The following is an 18,159-nucleotide window of genomic DNA, read 5'->3' as shown; positions in this document are numbered from 1 at the left end:
CGGCGGAATCAGCCGCGAAAGGTGCGAGTGGGGGCGGTGCGGCCGCGACCGGATCGGCGGGAACCGCAGGTGCCGTCGTGGGAGAAGGCGCTGCTGAGACTGCGGGATCGCGGTCCGATGCGAGTGCGGGCCCAGCGGCGGGTGGATCCGACGCGGGTGCACAGCGGTCCGGCGGGACCGGCGGTGCGGCGAAGGAGGCGACTGCGGGAAGCGGAGTCGGCAAAGCGGCGGCAGCGGGAGTCGCGGGTGCTGCGGCCGCAGCAGGTGCGGCGGCAGCAGGTGCGGCGGCAGCAGGTGCGGCGGCGGGAAAAACCGCTGGTGCGCCGGGGAGTTCATCCGCCGACGTGAGTGGCGCGGGCACCGATCGCGGCGGTGCGCAGGGTGGCGCTGAAGACCGGGAGTCGGCTGGGTCGGCGGACGGCGGCTCCGGTTCAGGGCGTGGCGCCGCGGGCGTGGCGAGTGCCGCGGCCGGGGGTGGGCGGCCCGGAGCGGCCGATGCTCCGGGGGCGGTCACCGACAAGGTCGATGCGGAAGATGTGCGGCGCGCGGCCGGGGGAAGTGCGCGGGAGGGCGCTTCCGGATCGGATTCCGCCGCCGATGACGCGGGTAAGACAACCGTTATCCGTCGGCCCGGGCGGGGCGATGTCGGTCAGCGGGGTGCGAGTCCGGGCGGTGGCGCCGCGGAGCCGCAGGATGCGGTGGAGGCGGGCGCGGCTGAGGTCGCGGACGGTTCGGGTGACAAGACGATGGTCATGCGGGTGCCTCCGGTGGGTGGGCCGGGTCCCGCGGACGATGTGAGTGAAGACCAGACCGTCGCCATGCCGCTCATCGATCCGGCGAATGCGCCGACGATGGCGATGCCGGTGCAGACGCCGCCGGATCAGCAGGCTACGCAGCGGATTCGGACGGGGCAGGCGGGGACGGATCGGGTGGTCGGTACGCGGCCGGGGGTGCCGTTGTCGAAGCCGCCCGCGACGCCGCGGCCCGCCACGGGGCCGAAACAAGCGGGACCCGCGGCAGGGCCGAAGCAAGCGGGACCTGCGGCAGGGCCGAAGCAGCCGGGACCCGCCGGGCCCAAGCAGGCCGGACCCGCGCAGGGGCCGAGGCAAGGGCCGCAGGGTGGGCCGCCGGGAATGGTGGAGGACACACGACCCACGCCACCGCTGCCGCCGGGGCGCCCTCGGCCTTCGGTGGCGAAGGCGCCTTCGCCCGCGGATACGCAGATGACGTCACCGGTGCAGTCGACGAATCATCCGCAGGGTGTTCCGGTCGGGCAGGGTGCTCCGGTCGGGCGGGGCGCTCCGGTCGGGCAGCGGCCGATCGCCGCGCCGCAGCGGATCGCGCCAACGCCGCCGCCGGTCGATCAGGCGCCGTCCGACGGTGCGGCGGGCGGTCGGTCGAAGAAGTGGCTGCTCGCGGTGCTCGGTGCGGCGGCGGTGCTGGTCGCGATCATCGTCGCGGTGGCGTTCGCGCTGGTCGGCAAGTCCGGGTCGTCGCCGGATGCCGAGGTGCGTGCCGCGATCTCGCAGTACACCGATGGGCTGCGCACCGGGAACCTGGCGCAGTTGCGGTCGAGCACGTGCGGTCCGCTGCACGATTTCTACGCCAAGATCCCGGAGGACCAGTTCGCGAACGTGCATCGGATGTCGTTGGAGCGCAAGAGCATTCCGGTGGTCGACGCGGTGAACGCGATCTCGATCACCGGCGATACGGCGATCGCTGAGGCGACGGTGTACACCGAGGCCGATCCGGCGAAGCGTTCGGCGCGCACTTTCGACCTGCAACGCTCCGATTCCGGATGGAAGGTGTGCGACCCCGCCACGACACCTTGATTTAGCTATCAATTAGCTAACTATACGACCGGCGCGATATCGCTCCGACCTGGGCGGATCGCCGCACCGCCGCGACCCGGCGGCGTCACCCTCGCGATCGCCCCCGAATTCCGGGTCGATATCCGGGTAACGTGGCCCGGATCATGGGCACGGAGATCACGGAAGCGCCGGATAGAACGGTTTCACCGGAGATAGCCCCGGTGCGGCGGTTCCGCGTGCGCGACCACTACGTGGTCGACCGGGAGAAGGTGCGCGAGTTCGCCCGAGCGGTACGCAACCGTCACGGCGCACACCGGTTCGAACCCGACGCCCGCAAGCTCGGCTATGAATCAGCTATCGCACCGCCGACCTTTTCCACGGTGATCGGCACGGCCTGCATCCGCGACCTGCTCGACACGGTCCTCACCGAATACGACCGGTCCCAGCTCCTCCAGACCGAGCAGGTCTTCGAGATCCACCGCCCGATCCTGTCGGGCGACAGCGTCCACACCGAACTGCGAATCGAGTCGATCCGCCGCTACCGCGAGAACGACGTCATCCGAATCGCATTCGTCCTCACCGATCCACGCGGGGAGCCGATCCAGACCGGTTCGGTGACGATGACCGCGCGCCGCGACACGCAGATCGACCCGAACCTGGCAGCCGCCGCGGCGAACGTCCTCGCACGCACACGACCGTCGAGCCTCCCGCCACACGAGTTGTCCACCGCACGCGCGTCCACTTTCGCGCACGAACCCGCCGCCACACGCGAGGCCCCTATCGGACGCGAGGCACGCACCGCATACACCACGACCGCGATCGCCATGGAACCCGCTGTCCCACATACTCTTCCCGACCTCGATGCACTCACCCCCGGACTCGCGCTACCGACCGTGACCACCACGATCACGCGCGGCGACCTGGTGAACTACGCGGGCGTCACGGGCGACCCCAACCCCATCCATTTCAGCGAGCGCGCGGCGCGGGCGATCGGCCTGCCGACGGTCGTCGCACACGGCGTGTTCACCATGGGGTTGGCCGTCGACCACGTGACCGAATGGCTCGGTGACCCCACCGCCGTCCGACGGATCAGTGTGCGGTTCGTGGGCTTCGTCCCGGTCGGTTCGCACGCACCGACCGAAGTCACATTCGGCGCGCGCGTCCGATCCGTCGACCCGACCGCCCGCACCGCCACCCTCGCTCTCACCGCCGCGTGCGCGGGCCGAGAAGTCTTCGGGCGCGCATTCGTCGAGGTCCGCCTCGCCTGATCCGCTAGCCGAGCGTGGCGTGCATCAGGTAGACGTTGTAATCGCTCCAGGTGGAGATCGTGAAATAGAGGTCGGGTCCGCTCGACCACGGGTGGATGAACCCGCCGTAGAGCTCGGCGTGGTCGAGCACGGTCACCGTGGGCGAACCGAGCGACCACGCGCCCTGCGGTGAATCCGATTCGCGCACAACGATCGCGGCCTTCGCGGTGTCGAGGTAACTCATCTGCCACACCTTCCGATCCGCGTCGTAGCGCACCGACAACTCGCCCGCGGGCGCGTCGACAATGGGTGTGGCGGAAGCGAATCCGCCGACCGGGCTCCACTGCCCGTCGATCCAGTACTGGTAGGCGCTGGTGTTGAGGATCTGGTCCTCGGCCACCCTTGCCAGTCCCACCGCACCGAGCCGGGTGTTGGGCGTGCCGAACATGTAGACGTGACCTTCGTGCGGAACCATCGCGCTGACTTGGAAGTTCGCGAGTCCGAAGATGTTGTCCCAGCGGGCGTGCGGGTCCTTGGTCCAGGTCCGGCCCTGGTCGTCGGAGTAGGCGATGCCGCCGTAGTTGGTGTAGAAGGTGCCTGGCACGCTCTGCCAGGTGCGGATCGACATGTAGCTCATATATTGCCGGTCGCCGAGGGCGAATCCGGAGGTCGGAATGGTGGTGACCTCGACATTGTCGAGTTTGCGGCTGGAGAGCACTTCGGCGGCGTGGCAGCGGGTGTCGGTGACCATGCTGTCGTAGCTCATGCCGTCGGACAGGTCGCGGTCACTGCTGAAGGCGAGCACATTGCTGCGGTAGTCACCGCCCATGCCGCCGGGCGGGTGGAAGCCGCGCCCCACGGTGTCGCCGAAGGCGGTGGCGATCCGGCCTGGCGCGCTCTCCCACATGATCCCGAGGTCGGTGCCTTCGACCTGCCAGCGTTTGTCGGTGCGGTTCACCGAATCGGCCCCGGTCTGTTTGGATACCTCGCGCACGGATGTGATGTTCGGCGCGGGCCGGGCGGCGGTGCGCGCGGCCGGTTCGGTCGGCGGTTCGACGCGCGGCGGCGGTGGTGGCGCCTGTCCGGGATCGGGGCCGGGTCCGGGGATGGCGAAGTAGAAAGGCTTGGGGGTCAACAGGAGTTCGGGTATGCCGAACTGGCGCAGGAGGCCGGGCGGCGGGGTGGGGCCGTCGGTGAGGTCGGGGCACGGGTTCGCGCACGGGTCGGCGGGCAGGGTCATGTCGACGCGGGCGGGGGTCGGGTCCGGCGGCGCGGGCGGCAGTACGGTGACGACCGGAATGGGCACCGGCACCTCGACGGTTTTCGGCACCAGCGGTTCGTGGGTCGGCGCGGCGGCGGTCGGGCACGGTCCGACACCCGGAATCACGCTCGGCACTTCGGTTTCCGCCTGCGCGAGGCTCGCTCGGTCGAGACAGACCAGCGTTCCCGCACCGACGATCACCGCGCCGACAGCGGCCATGAGACGCCTCACCTCGGTCACCCCTCGTTCCCTCGCGTGCGTTCCCCGACGGTCCGCATCAGCGCACGAACCTACCCGGCCACCCCCGACTCGGCAGCCCGACAGCACAGCTGTGTCGCGCCGCATCTCGGATCGAGAACCCCGCGACAAGGACGGCAACAGTGAATTCACCTTGTCTGACCACGCCTACCCCGAACTTCGCTCCGACTGCACCCGGCCCGAACGTTTCCTCCTGACCGCTTTCTCCTGACCGCACCCGACCCGAACGCCTCGTCATGACCACGCCCGGCCCGAACGCGCCCCTCCAGTCACGCCCTACGCGACCACACATCCGAATTCGGTCGGATCGACACGCCTCGAGGCGATTAACCGGACCGATTTGCGGCATTCTTCCGAGTCACGAGCGACAACCCTGCTAACCTTTTCAACGCGACACTCCTGTCGGGGGGAGCTGGCGTCGACCGGGAGGCGGCAGATCTCGGTTGTTCATAATATCGACTGCGGGCGTTGCTATTTCAGCTGCCCGCCGACCTCACAGGATTCGCGACCATGAGCAATTCGACACGTCTGCGCACCATCGTCGGCACCGGCGCCACCCTGTTGCTGGCGGGTGCGGCAACCCTCACCGGAATCACCGTCGCGGCCGCGCAGCCGTCCAACCAGGATCAGGTGTATTACAAGAACTGCACCGAGGTCCGCAACGCGGGCAAGGCCCCGCTCTACCAGGGCCAGCCCGGCTACGCCTCGCACCTGGACCGCGACGGCGACGGCATCGCCTGCGAAACCAAGTAGGACGTGCCGCGACGACGATACGGGCGCACGATGGATGGCGTGACCCTACACAGACATCCGCACCGCGCCCTGCTCGCCGTCGGCACGCTGGGGCTCATCGCCCTCGGCGTGGGATCGGCGCCGGTGGCGGCCGCCGCCGATCCCCGGCTCCCGGTCTCCCGACCGCACGCCGACGAACCCGCACCCACCTACCGTCCCGGCCCGAAGGGCTCGAATGTGGTTCCGCCGCAATCGGAGGACAAGGCGCCGAACCGCCACTACACCAACTGCACCGAGGTGATCATCGACGGGAAGTGGCCGCTGTACGCGGGCCAGCCTGGCTACTCACGGCTGCTCGACCCCGACGGCGACGGCCGCGCCTGCTAGGTCAGCGCCTCGCGCCTGCTAGGTCAACGCCTGGAAGGTGAGGACCGTCGCGCCGATTCTGATCACATCGCCGTCGGCGAGCAGAGTGCCGCTGTCGATGGCTTCCTCGTTCACGTACACGCCGTTGGCCGAATGCAGATCCTTGATGAGCAGGCCGGCGCGGCTCGGCATGATGTGCGCGTGATAGCGGCTGGCCTTGGGGTCTTCGAGGACGAAGTCGTTGTCGGTCATCCGGCCGATGCGCATACCGCCCTGCCCGATGACCAGTATCCGCCCGTCGGCCATGCGCAACTGTCCGGCGCGCACCGAGCGCGGCATCTCGGTGACCGTTTCTGTCATGGCCGCCGCCAACCGCTCGGAACGCTTGAGTTCCACCGTGTTCAGCGGCTCCTGCCGCAACACCCGCTGCTCCAACTCGACCAGCGGCGGGCTCGGATCGATACCGAGTTCGTCGGCGAGCACGGTGCGGACCCGGCGGCACGCGTCGAGCGCGTCGGCCTGGCGACCGGACAGGTACAGCGCGGTGATCAACTGCGCCCAGAGCGGTTCGCGCAGCGGATGCTCTCCCGTCATCGACACCAGTTCGCCGATCACCGACGACGCGCGCCCGCAGGCGATCTCGGCGTCGATGCGGGCCGAGGCGGCGAGCAGCCGCTCCTCGTCCATGGCGGTGGCGAATCCGTCGGCGAATTGCAGGCCGGACAGGTCGGCCAGCGCCCGCCCGCTCCATTCCCGCAGCGCGGTGCCGAACAGTTGGGACGCACCCGAGTGGTCGCCCACTTCGGCGCATTTGGCGGCGGCGTCGCGGGCCGCTTCGAAACGGCCGATATCGCAGGCGCTCTCGGGGATCTCCAACCGGTAGCCGGAGGATTCGGTGCGCAGCACCTGCGCCGGATCGACGCCGGAATTGCGCAGCGCCTTCCGGATATTCGACACGAAGACCTGGAGACTCGCGGCGTAGGAATCCGGTGGAGCTTCGTTCCACACCATGTCGGCCAATGCGGCCGAGGCCACGGCCCGCCGCCGGTTGACGGTGAGCGCGGCAAGCAAAGCCCGCGGCTTGGGCCCGCCCACCGCCACCGGTTCACCACCGACGAACAAACGGACGGGCCCGAGCACACGCACATCGAGACTCATGAACTCGGGCCCTCGAGCGATCTTGGGATCAGGCGCTGATCGACCGTCCCGCGGACTTCAGATCATTGCACGCCTCGACGACCCGCGCCGACATCGCCGCTTCGGCCTTCTTCAGGTACGAACGCGGATCGTAGGTCTTCTTGTCGCCGACCTCGCCGTCGATCTTCAGCACGCCGTCGTAGTTTGCGAACATGTGTCCGGCGATCGGGCGGGTGAACGCGTATTGGGTGTCGGTGTCGACGTTCATCTTCACGACGCCGTAACGCAGCGAATCCTCGATCTCGGACTTCAGCGAGCCCGAGCCGCCGTGGAAGACGAAGTCGAACGGCTGCGCGTCGGCGCCGAGGCCGAGTTTGGCGGCCGCGACGCGCTGCCCCTCGGCCAGCACCTCGGGCTTGAGCACCACGTTGCCCGGCTTGTAGACGCCGTGCACGTTGCCGAAGGTGGCCGCGAGCAGGTACTTGCCGTTCTCGCCCGCGCCGAGCGCCTCGATGGTCTTCTCGAAGTCCTCGGAGGTGGTGTAGAGCTTGTCGTTGATCTCGGCCTCGACGCCGTCCTCCTCACCGCCGACGACACCGATCTCGACCTCGAGAATGATGTTCGCGGCGGCGGTGGCCTTCAGCAGTTCCTTGGCGATCTCGAGGTTCTCGTCGATCGGGACCGCCGAACCGTCCCACATGTGCGACTGGAACAGCGGGTTCTTGCCCGCGTTGACGCGTTCCTGCGAGATCGCGATGAGCGGGCGGACGAAGCCGTCGAGCTTGTTCTTGGGGCAGTGATCGGTGTGCAGCGCGATGGTGACGTCGTACCTGGCGGCGATCACGTGGGCGAACTCGGCCAGCGCGACCGAACCGGCGACCATGTCCTTCACACCGAGGCCGGAACCGAATTCCGCGCCACCGGTGGAGAACTGGATGATGCCGTCGCTGCCCGCGTCGGCGAAACCCTTGATCGCCGCGTTGATCGTCTCCGATGACGTGCAGTTGATGGCCGGGAAGGCGAAGGAGTGCGCTTTGGCCCGACCGAGCATCTCGGCGTAGACCTCCGGAGTCGCGATGGGCACTTGAAACCTCCGTGTTGTGCGGCAGAAGACGATTCTTTCAGGCCAACACTAAGGCAGGGATGTTTCGTGACCCAAGGCACCCGGGGTCATCCCCCCTTGCTCTCCCCGCAGGCAGGCGGGCTGTGCGGTAGCTGGTGACCCGCGAGTAGTTTCGTACTCGGTCCGTAGTTCGCGCGAACAGACGGTAGGGTGGTCGACGTACTTGCGCCGGCCGCATGTCTCGCGGTGGCGAGGCAGTTCCCCTGGCCGGCCGCATTCCCGACAGGAGGCCGCGTGTTTCTGCTGGCAGCGACCGAATCGGTGACGAGCAACGTCGCGCTGACCCAGTTGCTCGATCCGATGTATCTGCTCACCGAATCGTGGCTCAAGAACGCCGTACTGCCTGCGATCCTGATCATCGTCTTCATCGAGACGGGTCTACTGTTCCCGATCCTGCCCGGCGACTCGCTGCTGTTCACCGGCGGCCTGCTCGCGGCACAGGAGAATCCGCCGGTCAACATCTGGATCCTGGTCCCGGCCGTCACGTTCGTCGCGTTCGCGGGCGACCAGACCGCCTACTGGATCGGGCGCGGCATCGGCCCCAAGATCTTCCACAAAGAGGACACCCGCTTCTTCAAGAAGCACTACATCACCGAGACGCACGCCTTCTTCGAGAAACACGGCCCGAAGACGATCATCCTCGCGCGTTTCGTGCCGATCGTGCGCACCTTCATGCCGGTGCTCGCGGGCGTCTCCAAGATGGACTACCGCACGTTCGTCGCCTTCGACATCATCGGCGCGATCCTGTGGGGCGGCGGCATCACCGTGCTCGGCTACTTCCTGGGCAATGTCGCCTTCATCCGCGATCACGTCGAGGCGATCTTCCTGCTGATCGTGTTCGTGTCGATTCTGCCCGGCATCATCGCGGTCGCGAAGAAGCTGCTCAACCGCGGCGCGGAACCCACGCGGCCGGAGGCCGAGTTGACCGCCGCCACGAACGAGCCGACCCGCTGAACCGGTGTCGGCGGCGGCGTTGCCCATCGCCATGGGCAGGTTCGATCCACTGATCTCCGCGGGCCCCGCGCTCGTGTGGACGGTGGTGCTCACCTTCGTGTTCCTGGAATGCGCGTTCATCATCGGGCTCTTCCTACCCGGCGACTCGATGCTGATCACCGCGGGCGTCGTGATGGCCTCGCACGCGGACGGCGAGGCCCAGGTGTGGGCGCTCTCGCTTGGCACGATGGTCGCGGCGATCGCGGGCAACCAGGTCGGTTACGTGTTCGGCCAGCGCACCGGTCACCATCTGGTCGCCCGCAAGAACGGCCGATATATCAACACCCGCAATCTGGCGCGGGTCACCGAACTGCTGCGGCGGCACGGCTTCCTCGCGGTGCTGGTGGCGCGCTGGATTCCGTGGGTTCGCACGCTGTGCCCGATGGTCGCGGGCGCGGCGCACATGGACCACCGCAAATACACCGTCGCGAGCACCATCGGCGCGATCATCTGGGCGCCGGTGCTGCTGCTGATCGGCTACTACGCGGGCGGATTCCTGGAACGGGTGCCGTGGCTCATGCCCGCGGTGATCGGCACGCTGGTGGTCGGCCTCGTCATCGGCACCGTGATCGGCGTGCGGCATTACCGCCAGGAGATGTCGCGGCCCGCCGAGGACTTCGATCTCGACGCGGCGCCCGCAGGCGTGGACGCCGACTGACGCCGCCGTCGACACCGACCGATACCGCTCAGTACCCGGCGGCACTCACCTGGTGCGCCGCCTCCATCAACATCCAGCCCGACAACTGCACGGACATATCGCGTTCGGGCACCTTGGACGCGGTCACCGAACCGCCCGAGGTGAACTCGCCCGCACCGAGGCTGCTGCCCGGCAGCCGCGCGCGGGTGCGCCAGTCGGCCCCGAACAGCGGTTCGCCCTCGACATCGAGTCGGTTCGACCAGGCCGCGCCCGCCGAGGCGAGCACGATCGCGGCGGCGGCACGGCGGTCGGCGACCTGGTCGCGGTCCTCGCCGGGCAGCATCATCGCGACCACCGCGAGGTAGCGGGCCAGGATGCCGTTGAACAGTCCGCCGTCGCCGCCGCCACCGCCCTGCACGATGTCGCCGGTGGTCATGTGCTCGCGCACCGCGGCGAGTAACCGGTGCACGCGCTCCAGGTGCCTCGGCTCGCCGGTGCGCACCGCGAGTTCGGTCTCCAGGCCGAGGACGACGCCCTGGCAGTAGGAGAACGTCGGGTATTCGATGGTCCCGGACGGCAGGTGGATGCCGTCGAGGATCAGACCGTTCTCGGGGTGGCGCAGCGTCGCGTCGATCCAGTCGGCGATCTGCTCGGCGCGCGCCTGCCTGCCGAGGCGCAGCAGCGCGATCCCGACGGGTCCGTTGGCGGGGGCGTTGAAGTAGTCGGTGCCGACCTTCCACGGCACGCCGCCACCGACCTCGGGTTGCCAGCCCTCGTAGAGTTTGCGCTCCAGCGCGAGCAGGCCGCGGCGGGCCTCCTCGATGCCCTGGGTGCGTTCGGCGCGCTCGGCGGCGATGGCGAGCCAGGCCATGTCGTCGTAGTAGTCGTTGGTCCAGCCGGTGATGTTGCGGAGACGGTGTGTGCGCACGATCTCGGCGATGCGTTTGCGGCGCGCGGGCGTCGGCACCCGGTTCGCGGCGTCGACGGCGCAGTCGATGAGGTGCGCCTGCCACCAGTAGTGCCAGGAACCGAAGACGCGTTCCCGGCGCGTGGCGGGCCAGCCGACCACGCCGAGTTCGGTGCCCGGCAGCGCCCACAGTGCCCGCAGGTGCCGGGTGATGACCGCGGACTCGGCCATATCGGCGCGCTCTGACCACACCGCCGGCATCGGTGCGGCGTCATGCCCGGTCTGTGGGCTCCGCGTCGTCATGCCTCAATGGTGCCAGGTCGCGCCCGAATTCTGCGCCCCATTCCGTTACCAAGATGTGGTCAAATCGGCATGGCTGCGGATCCATGCGTGCATCGCGATACCTGCGGCGACTCCGGCATTGATACTGCGGGTCGAACCGAACTGGGCGATCGATACCGTCAGGGCCGCCGCGTGTTTCGCGTCCTCGGTGACGCCGGGCCCTTCCTGGCCGAACAGCAGCAGGCAGCGCCGCGGCAGTTCCGCGGTCTCGAGCGGCACCGACCCCGCGACATTGTCGACCGCGACGACGGTCAGATCGTGCCGGGTGGCGTACTCGAGCAATTCCGGTATGCCGGTGTGGTGTTCGATGTGCTGGTAGCGATCGGTCACCATGGCGCCGCGCCGATTCCACCGGCGTCTGCCGACGATGTGCACGGCCGCGGCCGCGAAGGCGTTGGCGGTGCGCACCACGGTGCCGATATTCGCGTCGTGGCCGAAGTTCTCGATGGCGACGTGGAAGGTGTGCCTGCGCCGATCGATATCGGCGACAATGGCGTCACGCGTCCAGTAGCGGTAGGCGTCGACGACATTGCGGCGATCACCATTGGCCAGCAGTTCGGGATCGAGACGCGGATCGTCGGGCGCGGGCGTGCCGTACTCCGCCACCCACGGCCCGACCCCGTGCGGATGCTCGCCCCACTCGGTGGGACCGGGCAGATCCGCCCCCGCGATGTTTTCCCCCGAGGTGTTCTCCGATGGGGCAGGCTGCCCGTGCGCGAGCTCCGACGCCGACTGATTCACCCCGTCGATGCTAATTCCGGCCGTCGCACCGATGCCGCCGAGTATCGCCCCCGCCGCGATGGCCGGTCCGGGGTCAGTAGCTGCTCGGCGAGGAGGCTCCGATCGCCACCACGATCAGGATGATGTAGAGGATGACGAACAGGACCGCGAGGATCAGGAACACCGTCCCGATGATCCCGCAGATGTAGCCCGCCTTGACATTGCCGCGACCGCCGATCGTGCCGCCCGCCGCGTCGATCTCCTTGAGCGCCTTGCTACCCATGGACCAGGCGAAGGGTCCGCACAGACCGCAGACGACCAGGCTCAGGATGCCGAGGATCAGGATCGTGGTTGCCTGCGGGTGGTCCGGCGGCGGCGGGTACCCGTAGCCGTAGGGCTGCGCGTACGGCTGCGGCGGGTACTGGCCGTAGGGCTGTTGGCCGTACGGCTGCTGACCGTAGGGCTGCTGCGGATACGACGGGTCGGACTGCCCGTACTTGTCCATCGGCGGCGGATAACTCATGCGGTGATGGTAGCCGGGGCACGTGATTTCCGTACCGAGCCCGGCACGGGAGGCAACGCCGCGAGCGCGGTCTGTCCACCCCGGCTCAGGGGGTGATATGCGCGCGTGGGTCGGTGAGGAAGTACTGCGCGGCCGCGTAGGTGCCGAGCACGACCCCTTCGGTCAGGCGACGGGATCGTTCGGTGCGGGCGAAGATCCGACGCAGCACGATCGAACCGTCCGACAGCGTGAACAACAGCGCGCCGAGACCGATCCGACTCCGTGGATCGCGGCCGGGCAGATTCACCCCCGCGAGGGTGGTAGCGCCGGGAGCCAACGCCGGATCCGACGCGAGGACGGCCGCGACGCCGAGGGTGGCGCCGTACCCGGTGAGCGGGAGCGCGACCGCGGGCGACTTCGCGCGCAGCAACGCCGCCGCGCCGAGCCAAGCGGCCAGGCGCGGAACGACATTCGCGACCGTGGGACGCGCACCGCGACGCAACCACAGCGCCGTGTACCCGAGTTGCATCACCCCGAAGAACGACGCGCCCGCGACCAGGCGGCGATCGTCATCGGGTCGGATGAGCAGCACATCGCCGACGGTGGCCGCGCCGAGCGCACCGAACAGCAGCGCGCGATCGGCGCCCGAGGGAAACTCCGAAACCGCCGCGTCGGCGGCGAGCAGGGGCATGAGCAGCGGTTTCGCCACCACCTGCCATCGCTCCCGGCCGGTAACCGCACCGAACACCGTGACAGCTGCCGCCGCCGCGTAACCCAGACGCAGCGGCCGCACCCGTCGGCGCTCAGGCATCGAAACTGGGCTCCTTCGGCGCCGGCGGCAGCGTGACGACCTGCCCAGCGTAGCTGAGCCCAGCGCCGAAGCCGAGCAGCAAGGCCGTCTGCCCGCCCTTGGCCTTGCCGGTGACCAGCATCTCCTCGATGGCAAGCGGAATCGAGGCCGCCGAGGTGTTTCCGGTGTTCTCGATGTCGTTGGCCATCGGAATGTCCTCGGCCAGACCGAGATTCTTCTTCATCAACTCGTTGATGCGGGCATTGGCCTGATGCGGGACGAAGACCTCGATCTCCTCCTTGGAGACGCCGGAGACCTCGAGCGCCGAGGCCAGCGCGCGCGGCAGCGTGACGGCGGCCCAACGGAACACCCGAGGCCCTTCCATCCGCAGCGACATCCGCCCGAGCGGTTCGACCGCCGGGTCGGTGCCCTGCGACTCCTGCGCCTTGTTCATGTATTCCAGGAAGTCCACGTCCTGGGCGATGGCTTCGGCGTTCTCGCCGTCGCTGCCCCACACGGTCGGCGAGATGCCGTTCTCCTCGCTCGGGCCGACCACCACCGCGCCCGCGCCGTCACCGAAGATCATGGCGGTGCCGCGATCGGTGGGGTCGAGTCCGACGGTCATGGTCTCGGCGCCGATCACCAGGACGTATTCGGCCGAGCCCGCGCGGATCAGGTCGGCGGCGACGCCGAGTCCGTAGCCGAAGCCGCCGCAGCCCGAGGTGAGGTCGAAGGCCGCGATGCCGTTGAGCCCGAGATCGGCGGCGACGGTCGGCGCGCCGTGCGGCGTCAACTTCAGCCAACTCGACGTACACAGGATCAGCGCGCCGATCTTCGACCGGTCGATACCGGTGTTGACCAGCGCGCGTTCACCCGCGCCCGCCGAGATGGACCGCAGTGTCTCATCGCCGCTGATCCAGCGGCGGTTGTGGATTCCGGTGCGTTCGAAGATCCAGTCCGGCGTAGATTCCAGCAGTTCGCACACTTCCGCGTTGCTGACCACGCGCTGGGGTCGGTATGCGCCGATTCCGAGCATCGCAACGTTCTGGCGACTCTTATTGACCGCAATGCTCACCACAGCCGTATCACACGTCCTCTACCGTCCGGACCTATTGGAACTGTGTTCAGGCTAGCCCAGACCGGTGTGTGTCGGACCCGCAGGAGGTAACCCGCCTCGCCGGATAACGAGAACCGCACTTCCCCTCGATAATCCCAGCCGGGTCAGCCCAGCGCCAGATCCTTCAAGCCGAGGATCGAACGGTACTCCAGCCCCTCCGCGGCGATGACCTGATCGGCGCCGGTCTCCCGGTCGACCACGGTGGCCACGCCGACCACGGTCGCGCCCGCCTCGCGCAGCGCGCGCACGGCGGTGAGCGGCGAATTCCCGGTGGTCGTGGTGTCCTCGACGACCAGAACCCGCTTGCCGACGATATCGGGTCCCTCGATCTGGCGCTGCATGCCGTGGGTCTTGGCGGCCTTGCGGACCACGAACGCGTTGATGGGCCTGCCCGGCGCGTGCATCACGGCCAGCGCCACCGGGTCGGCGCCCATCGTCAACCCGCCTACCGCCTCGAAATCCCAGTCCGACACCAGATCACGCAACAACCGGCCGATCAGCGGCGCGGCCAGATGGTGCAGGGTGGCGCGGCGTAGATCGACATAGTAGTCGGCTTCGTTGCCCGAGGAGAGCGTGACCTTGCCGTGCACCACCGCGAGTTCGCGGACCAGCGCGGCCAACCGGTCCCGGTCGGAACCGCCCGCGCCGAGCGCGACTTCGTGCCCCGTCGCCTGGTCGATCATGTCTAAGTCCTTCCGCGTGAGTTGAACAGGCCGCGGTTGACCCGGACCTGCAGCGGCCGAGGGATCATCCCGGCCACCGTGGTGAGCACCTTGTACTGCACACCGGGCACGCTGATCACCCGGCCCTTCTCCAGATCGCTGAGGGAATCGGCGACCACCTGCTCGACGGACAGCCACAGCCGTTCGGGCAGCGCCGACATCTCGATGCCCGCCCGCTCGTGGAACTCGGTGTGCACGAATCCGGGGCACAGGGCCTGGATCCGCACGCCCGTACCGACCAGGCCGCTCGACAACCCCTCGGTGAAGGATACGAGATAGGCCTTGGACGCCGAGTACGTCGATCCCCGTCCCGGTATCAGACCCGCGACGCTGGCCACGTTCACGACCGACCCCTTGGCGGCAGCGATCATGGCGGGCAGCGCGGCATGGGTCAACTGGACGACCGCTGTCACGTTCACGTCGAGCTGAGCCTGCAACCGCTCGTAAGGCAGTTCCCAGAATTCGCCGGACAAACCGAATCCCGCGTTGTTGATCAGGAATTCGACGCCCGCGGCCACCCGCTCGCCCACTCTCGCCCGGTCCTCCGCGTCGGTCAGGTCGGCGGCGAGCACCTCCGAACGGGTCGCGAACTTGCGATCGAGTTCGTCCGCAAGACCCGATAGCCGCTCCTCGTCCCGGGCCACGAGCACCAGGTCGTAACCGAGCGCGGCCAACCTGCGCGCATAACCCAACCCGATACCCGATGTGGGTCCGGTGATGAGGGCGACGGGGCGGATCGCGCCGGGGAGGCGGGCGGAATCGGCGCTAGCTGTCATGCGAGACAATCCAATCGAGCGGGCCGCTGCGACCCGCGGTCATCGTGGCACTGGCCCCTGATACGGACGGAATCCGGGGTGGAACGGGCCGCCCGCGGGCGGCAGGTCCGCGCGGGCGTCGGACGCCTCGGCGGGGTCGTCGTCGCGTCGCGCCTCGGCGGCGGCTTCGCGCCGTGACTCGGCGGCGGCTTCGCGCCGTGACTCGATGGCGGCTTCGCGCCGGGACTCGACCTGCTCCTCGCGCGGCACACCGGCTCGGTCGCGCCGGGCGCCGACCGGTTCCTCGCGCCGCACACCGGCCTGTTCCTCGCGCCGGGCAGCGCTTGTTTCCTCGCGCCGGGCAGCGGCTGTTTCCTCGCGCCGGGCAGCGGCGGCGGACCGGTCGGGACTCGCCTGTTCGTGCGCGCCGTCGTCGGAGCGTTCCGCACCGGTCCGCTGACGCGCGTCGGGGACGACAGCCAGCGACGGCCGACGACCGGACGGCGCCTCGGACTCGTCGTCATACGGGCGACCGGCGTACGCGCGGCCATCGGCGCCCGCCTCGGACTCGGCTTCGCGCCCCGCGCCGCCCTGCTCGCGCGGGCGATCCGCGCCGGCCTGCTCCCGCCTGCGATCCGCACGGCCCTGCTCGCGCGGCCGATCCGCACGCGCCCGGTCGGACTCATCGCCCGCCTCGGGCGACCGCTTGCGGCCCGCCGCGCCGGACTCGCCCTGCGGCTGCCGGTTCGGATGCGGCCGCCCCGGATCGTGTCCACCGGATTCGACCGTGCGCGGTTCGGCGACCGGCGGCAGCACGTGCAGCAGACCCGAGAGCCGCAGGACCGCGTCGATGGCGGTCTCCCAGTCCTTGGACGAGGTGCCGACCGAGAGCATGCCGAGGGTCCAGTTGCCCTCGCTCCAGAGCATCTGGACGGTGTCCGGCAGCGATTCGATGAACGCGACCATGCGCTGATCGACGGCGTGCCTTGCGATTTCGGGATTGGTCGCGAAGACCACACGGTCACCGATCGCGCCGAGCAGTTCCAGGTCGGCGTCCTTGGGCGGCGCCGCGGTCTTGAGCCGCATGTCCACGTCGATGTCGGAGCCGATCTGCCTGCGCACCGCGACCAGCGTCGCCGCGTCCTCCAGATCGAACAGGACGAACTTCTCGCCCTTGCGAATACCGGAGACCACGTCGACAGCCGACAGGTAGCCGAGCTTGGCCAGCGCGCCGCGCCGCCAGGTCGCGGGCAGCGCGGGCTCCACCGACACGTAGGTGTAGCCCTGCGACTTCGCCCAGACCTGGCGGGCGTGACCGGTCCGCTGCCGCTGGACCCGATCGAAATAGAGCAGCACGATCGCACCGACCAGCGCGATCGCCGCCAACCCGAACCACATTGCCGTCATCGCGCTCTACCCTAATGGTCCCGGCGGCACAGAGCCCGCCATTGTCCCCGCACCGGGCCGGGCGAGGGTTGTCGACTGATCGAAGCACCACGCCCGCCGCGGTGTCATCGCGGGCCCCCAGGCAGGCCGGTGCTGATGATGACCTTGGCGTTGATGGAGCCGTCGGCGGCCTTGTCGCCCTGCACCATCACCACATCGCCGACCGGGAGATCGCTGGCCTTCGCGCCGGACAGCGAGATCACCTGGGTCTTGTCGGTGGTGCGCACCGTGACGTTCTTCCCGGACATGGTCTCCAGCGTGAGCGTGCCGCCGCTGTTGGCGCTGATGGTGCCCGCGGTCGCACCGAGATCATCGAGGCCGGGCAGTCCGGGCAGACCGCTCGGGCTGTTCGAACCCGACGATTTCGGGACAGTCGGAATCGTCGCCTGTGGCGGGAGGACCCGGGTCGTGGTGACGCCTGCTCCCGCCGTGCTCGAATCCGAGTTCTTGTCCCCGAGCAGCGCGCCCGCCGCGATGCCCGCGACCGCGACCAGGGCGAGCACACCGAGGGCGAGCGCGATCCACAGACCGGTGTTGCGTTTGCGCGGCGGCTCGTGCGGCGGCAGTTGGTCGACCGGCGGCGGCGCGCCCGGCGGCATCGCACCGGGCTGCCCCGGCGATCCCGACCACTGCGGGCCGTATCCGCCGTAGGCGCCGCCGCCCTCGTAGCTGCCGCCGTTCTCGTAAGCGCCCCACTGGTTCTCGGCGGTCGGCAACTGCTGGGTGGCGTTCACCGGCGGCGGCGTCCACGGCGCGAACTGTTCGGTCGACGGATACCGCGGCGCCGCCTGCTGGTTGGCGCCGTAGGCGACCGTCGGGTCGTCGGTGCCGCCAACGGCGTCGTTTCCGGGGTGTCCGGACCGCCCCTGCGGACCGAGCTGTCGGGTCGGCTCGTCGTCCGGCCGTGGCGCCCAGGGATCCTTCGGGTTGTTCATGGCATCCACGATATGCCGGGCGCGCGCATCCGGCAGTCAGGTCACGCCGATCACACCGGCGCCAGGCCGCCGCTGGGGTCGGACACAAGAGCGCGCCGTACCCGGACAGGCCGGATACGGCGCGCTGTGTCCTGTTCGGCGGCGGCGAATCACCTGCCGACGATGAGGTTGTCACCGTCCTTCGCGAGGTCGACCTGTACCACGTCGCCGTCGGTGACCGCACCCGCGAGTAGTTGTTTGGCGAGGGTGTCGCCGATGGACTGTTGGATCAGTCTGCGCAGCGGACGCGCGCCGTAGACCGGGTCGTAGCCGCGTACCGCGAGCCAGAACCGCGCCGAGTCGCTGACGTCCAACTTCA

20 protein-coding genes are annotated in these 18,159 nt (G+C 69.1%); 7 read left to right on the top strand and 13 right to left on the bottom strand.

The features are described 5' to 3' along the window. Positions 1 to 27 precede the first annotated feature (27 nt). The 3 genes from IT779_RS17685 to IT779_RS17675 all read left to right on the top strand — a co-directional run bounded on the left by IT779_RS17685 (position 28) and on the right by IT779_RS17675 (position 3,079). Positions 28 to 348, top strand: coding sequence for a hypothetical protein (locus IT779_RS17685; RefSeq protein WP_196150448.1), 321 nt, complete (start codon positions 28 to 30; stop codon positions 346 to 348). A gap of 875 nt (positions 349 to 1,223) precedes the next feature. Further along, positions 1,224 to 1,832 carry an Rv0361 family membrane protein gene (locus IT779_RS37875; RefSeq protein ID WP_232541869.1) on the top strand — a complete coding sequence of 203 codons (609 nt, stop codon included), beginning with the start codon at positions 1,224 to 1,226 and terminating at the stop codon, positions 1,830 to 1,832. A 143-nt stretch (positions 1,833 to 1,975) separates the two neighbouring features. Then, on the top strand, positions 1,976 to 3,079 hold the full coding sequence (locus IT779_RS17675; RefSeq protein ID WP_196150447.1) for a fused (3R)-hydroxyacyl-ACP dehydratase subunits HadA/HadB: 1,104 nt from the start codon (positions 1,976 to 1,978) through the stop codon (positions 3,077 to 3,079). A 4-nt stretch (positions 3,080 to 3,083) separates the two neighbouring features. Here IT779_RS17675 and IT779_RS17670 read toward each other — a convergent pair whose 3' ends face one another. Then, positions 3,084 to 4,538 (bottom strand): DUF4185 domain-containing protein, encoded by a 1,455-nt coding sequence (locus tag IT779_RS17670; protein WP_196150792.1) that lies wholly within the window; start codon positions 4,536 to 4,538, stop codon positions 3,084 to 3,086. Positions 4,539 to 5,087: 549 nt separating this feature from the next. Here IT779_RS17670 and IT779_RS17665 point away from each other — a divergent pair. Both IT779_RS17665 and IT779_RS17660 read left to right on the top strand, forming a co-directional pair. Then, positions 5,088 to 5,330, top strand: coding sequence for an excalibur calcium-binding domain-containing protein (locus IT779_RS17665; protein WP_196150446.1), 243 nt, complete (start codon positions 5,088 to 5,090; stop codon positions 5,328 to 5,330). Between the two features lie 39 nt (positions 5,331 to 5,369). Continuing rightward, positions 5,370 to 5,696: an excalibur calcium-binding domain-containing protein gene (locus tag IT779_RS17660; RefSeq protein ID WP_332838852.1), complete on the top strand. Its 327-nt coding sequence runs from the start codon at positions 5,370 to 5,372 to the stop codon at positions 5,694 to 5,696. Between the two features lie 18 nt (positions 5,697 to 5,714). On the opposite strand, the gene IT779_RS17655 is transcribed toward IT779_RS17660, so the two are convergent. Both IT779_RS17655 and fbaA read right to left on the bottom strand, forming a co-directional pair. After that, positions 5,715 to 6,833, bottom strand: a complete 1,119-nt coding sequence (locus tag IT779_RS17655; RefSeq protein WP_196150444.1) for a BTAD domain-containing putative transcriptional regulator — start codon at positions 6,831 to 6,833, stop codon at positions 5,715 to 5,717. A gap of 28 nt (positions 6,834 to 6,861) precedes the next feature. Next, complete coding sequence (fbaA, locus tag IT779_RS17650) at positions 6,862 to 7,896, bottom strand: class II fructose-bisphosphate aldolase (protein WP_196150443.1); 1,035 nt, start codon at positions 7,894 to 7,896, stop codon at positions 6,862 to 6,864. Positions 7,897 to 8,235: 339 nt separating this feature from the next. On the opposite strand from fbaA, the gene IT779_RS17645 reads away from it, so the two are divergent. Next, a complete protein-coding gene (locus IT779_RS17645) occupies positions 8,236 to 8,889 on the top strand; it encodes a DedA family protein (RefSeq protein ID WP_196150791.1) in 654 nt (217 codons plus the stop codon). A gap of 31 nt (positions 8,890 to 8,920) precedes the next feature. Beyond that, the gene (locus tag IT779_RS17640) at positions 8,921 to 9,586 is read left to right on the top strand and encodes a DedA family protein (protein ID WP_196150790.1); all 666 of its coding nucleotides are present in this window, start codon (positions 8,921 to 8,923) and stop codon (positions 9,584 to 9,586) included. 28 nt (positions 9,587 to 9,614) lie between these two features. Here the strand turns inward: IT779_RS17640 and IT779_RS17635 are convergent, their stop codons facing one another. The 10 genes from IT779_RS17635 to IT779_RS17590 form a co-directional block, all read right to left on the bottom strand. After that, complete coding sequence (locus tag IT779_RS17635) at positions 9,615 to 10,733, bottom strand: glycoside hydrolase family 76 protein (RefSeq protein ID WP_196150789.1); 1,119 nt, start codon at positions 10,731 to 10,733, stop codon at positions 9,615 to 9,617. An 87-nt stretch (positions 10,734 to 10,820) separates the two neighbouring features. Continuing rightward, positions 10,821 to 11,486, bottom strand: coding sequence for a TrmH family RNA methyltransferase (locus IT779_RS17630; protein WP_196150788.1), 666 nt, complete (start codon positions 11,484 to 11,486; stop codon positions 10,821 to 10,823). Between the two features lie 142 nt (positions 11,487 to 11,628). After that, entirely contained in the window at positions 11,629 to 12,057 is a 429-nt protein-coding gene (locus IT779_RS37870; protein ID WP_232541868.1) for a DUF4190 domain-containing protein, read from the bottom strand. An 85-nt stretch (positions 12,058 to 12,142) separates the two neighbouring features. Further along, entirely contained in the window at positions 12,143 to 12,847 is a 705-nt protein-coding gene (locus IT779_RS17620; RefSeq protein ID WP_196150442.1) for a lysoplasmalogenase, read from the bottom strand. Further along, entirely contained in the window at positions 12,840 to 13,904 is a 1,065-nt protein-coding gene (locus IT779_RS17615) for a beta-ketoacyl-ACP synthase 3 (protein WP_196150441.1), read from the bottom strand. Before IT779_RS17615 ends, IT779_RS17620 begins: the two co-directional genes overlap by 8 nt. Positions 13,905 to 14,047: 143 nt before the next feature. Beyond that, positions 14,048 to 14,626 carry an orotate phosphoribosyltransferase gene (gene pyrE / locus IT779_RS17610; RefSeq protein WP_196150440.1) on the bottom strand — a complete coding sequence of 193 codons (579 nt, stop codon included), beginning with the start codon at positions 14,624 to 14,626 and terminating at the stop codon, positions 14,048 to 14,050. Positions 14,627 to 14,628: 2 nt separating this feature from the next. Next, positions 14,629 to 15,441 carry an SDR family NAD(P)-dependent oxidoreductase gene (locus IT779_RS17605; protein ID WP_196150439.1) on the bottom strand — a complete coding sequence of 271 codons (813 nt, stop codon included), beginning with the start codon at positions 15,439 to 15,441 and terminating at the stop codon, positions 14,629 to 14,631. 39 nt (positions 15,442 to 15,480) lie between these two features. Next, positions 15,481 to 16,827: a hypothetical protein gene (locus tag IT779_RS17600; protein WP_232541867.1), complete on the bottom strand. Its 1,347-nt coding sequence runs from the start codon at positions 16,825 to 16,827 to the stop codon at positions 15,481 to 15,483. 104 nt (positions 16,828 to 16,931) lie between these two features. After that, a complete protein-coding gene (locus IT779_RS17595) occupies positions 16,932 to 17,801 on the bottom strand; it encodes a DUF5666 domain-containing protein (protein ID WP_196150438.1) in 870 nt (289 codons plus the stop codon). Positions 17,802 to 17,950: 149 nt separating this feature from the next. Next, a partial coding sequence (locus IT779_RS17590) for a hypothetical protein (RefSeq protein ID WP_196150437.1) occupies positions 17,951 to 18,159 on the bottom strand: 209 nt, incomplete at its 5' end.

It is taken from the genome of Nocardia bovistercoris, from assembly GCF_015674855.1.
Classification (GTDB): Bacteria; Actinomycetota; Actinomycetes; order Mycobacteriales; family Mycobacteriaceae; genus Nocardia; species Nocardia bovistercoris.
This window is presented reverse-complemented; position numbering and strand designations above follow the sequence as displayed.

What these genes read in the sequence shown, in the direction of transcription:
- IT779_RS17665 (WP_196150446.1), top strand. Translation starts at nt 5,088, where the DNA reads ATGAGCAATTCGACACGTCTGCGCACCATCGTCGGCACCGGCGCCACC.
- IT779_RS17600 (WP_232541867.1), bottom strand. Translation starts at nt 16,827, where the DNA reads ATGACGGCAATGTGGTTCGGGTTGGCGGCGATCGCGCTGGTCGGTGCG.
- IT779_RS17620 (WP_196150442.1), bottom strand. Translation starts at nt 12,847, where the DNA reads ATGCCTGAGCGCCGACGGGTGCGGCCGCTGCGTCTGGGTTACGCGGCG.
- IT779_RS17635 (WP_196150789.1), bottom strand. Translation starts at nt 10,733, where the DNA reads ATGCCGGCGGTGTGGTCAGAGCGCGCCGATATGGCCGAGTCCGCGGTC.
- IT779_RS17595 (WP_196150438.1), bottom strand. Translation starts at nt 17,801, where the DNA reads ATGAACAACCCGAAGGATCCCTGGGCGCCACGGCCGGACGACGAGCCG.
- IT779_RS17605 (WP_196150439.1), bottom strand. Translation starts at nt 15,441, where the DNA reads ATGACAGCTAGCGCCGATTCCGCCCGCCTCCCCGGCGCGATCCGCCCC.
- IT779_RS17655 (WP_196150444.1), bottom strand. Translation starts at nt 6,833, where the DNA reads ATGAGTCTCGATGTGCGTGTGCTCGGGCCCGTCCGTTTGTTCGTCGGT.
- IT779_RS17670 (WP_196150792.1), bottom strand. Translation starts at nt 4,538, where the DNA reads ATGGCCGCTGTCGGCGCGGTGATCGTCGGTGCGGGAACGCTGGTCTGT.
- IT779_RS37875 (WP_232541869.1), top strand. Translation starts at nt 1,224, where the DNA reads ATGACGTCACCGGTGCAGTCGACGAATCATCCGCAGGGTGTTCCGGTC.
- pyrE (WP_196150440.1), bottom strand. Translation starts at nt 14,626, where the DNA reads ATGATCGACCAGGCGACGGGGCACGAAGTCGCGCTCGGCGCGGGCGGT.
- IT779_RS17675 (WP_196150447.1), top strand. Translation starts at nt 1,976, where the DNA reads ATGGGCACGGAGATCACGGAAGCGCCGGATAGAACGGTTTCACCGGAG.
- IT779_RS17640 (WP_196150790.1), top strand. Translation starts at nt 8,921, where the DNA reads ATGGGCAGGTTCGATCCACTGATCTCCGCGGGCCCCGCGCTCGTGTGG.
- IT779_RS37870 (WP_232541868.1), bottom strand. Translation starts at nt 12,057, where the DNA reads ATGAGTTATCCGCCGCCGATGGACAAGTACGGGCAGTCCGACCCGTCG.
- IT779_RS17645 (WP_196150791.1), top strand. Translation starts at nt 8,236, where the DNA reads ATGTATCTGCTCACCGAATCGTGGCTCAAGAACGCCGTACTGCCTGCG.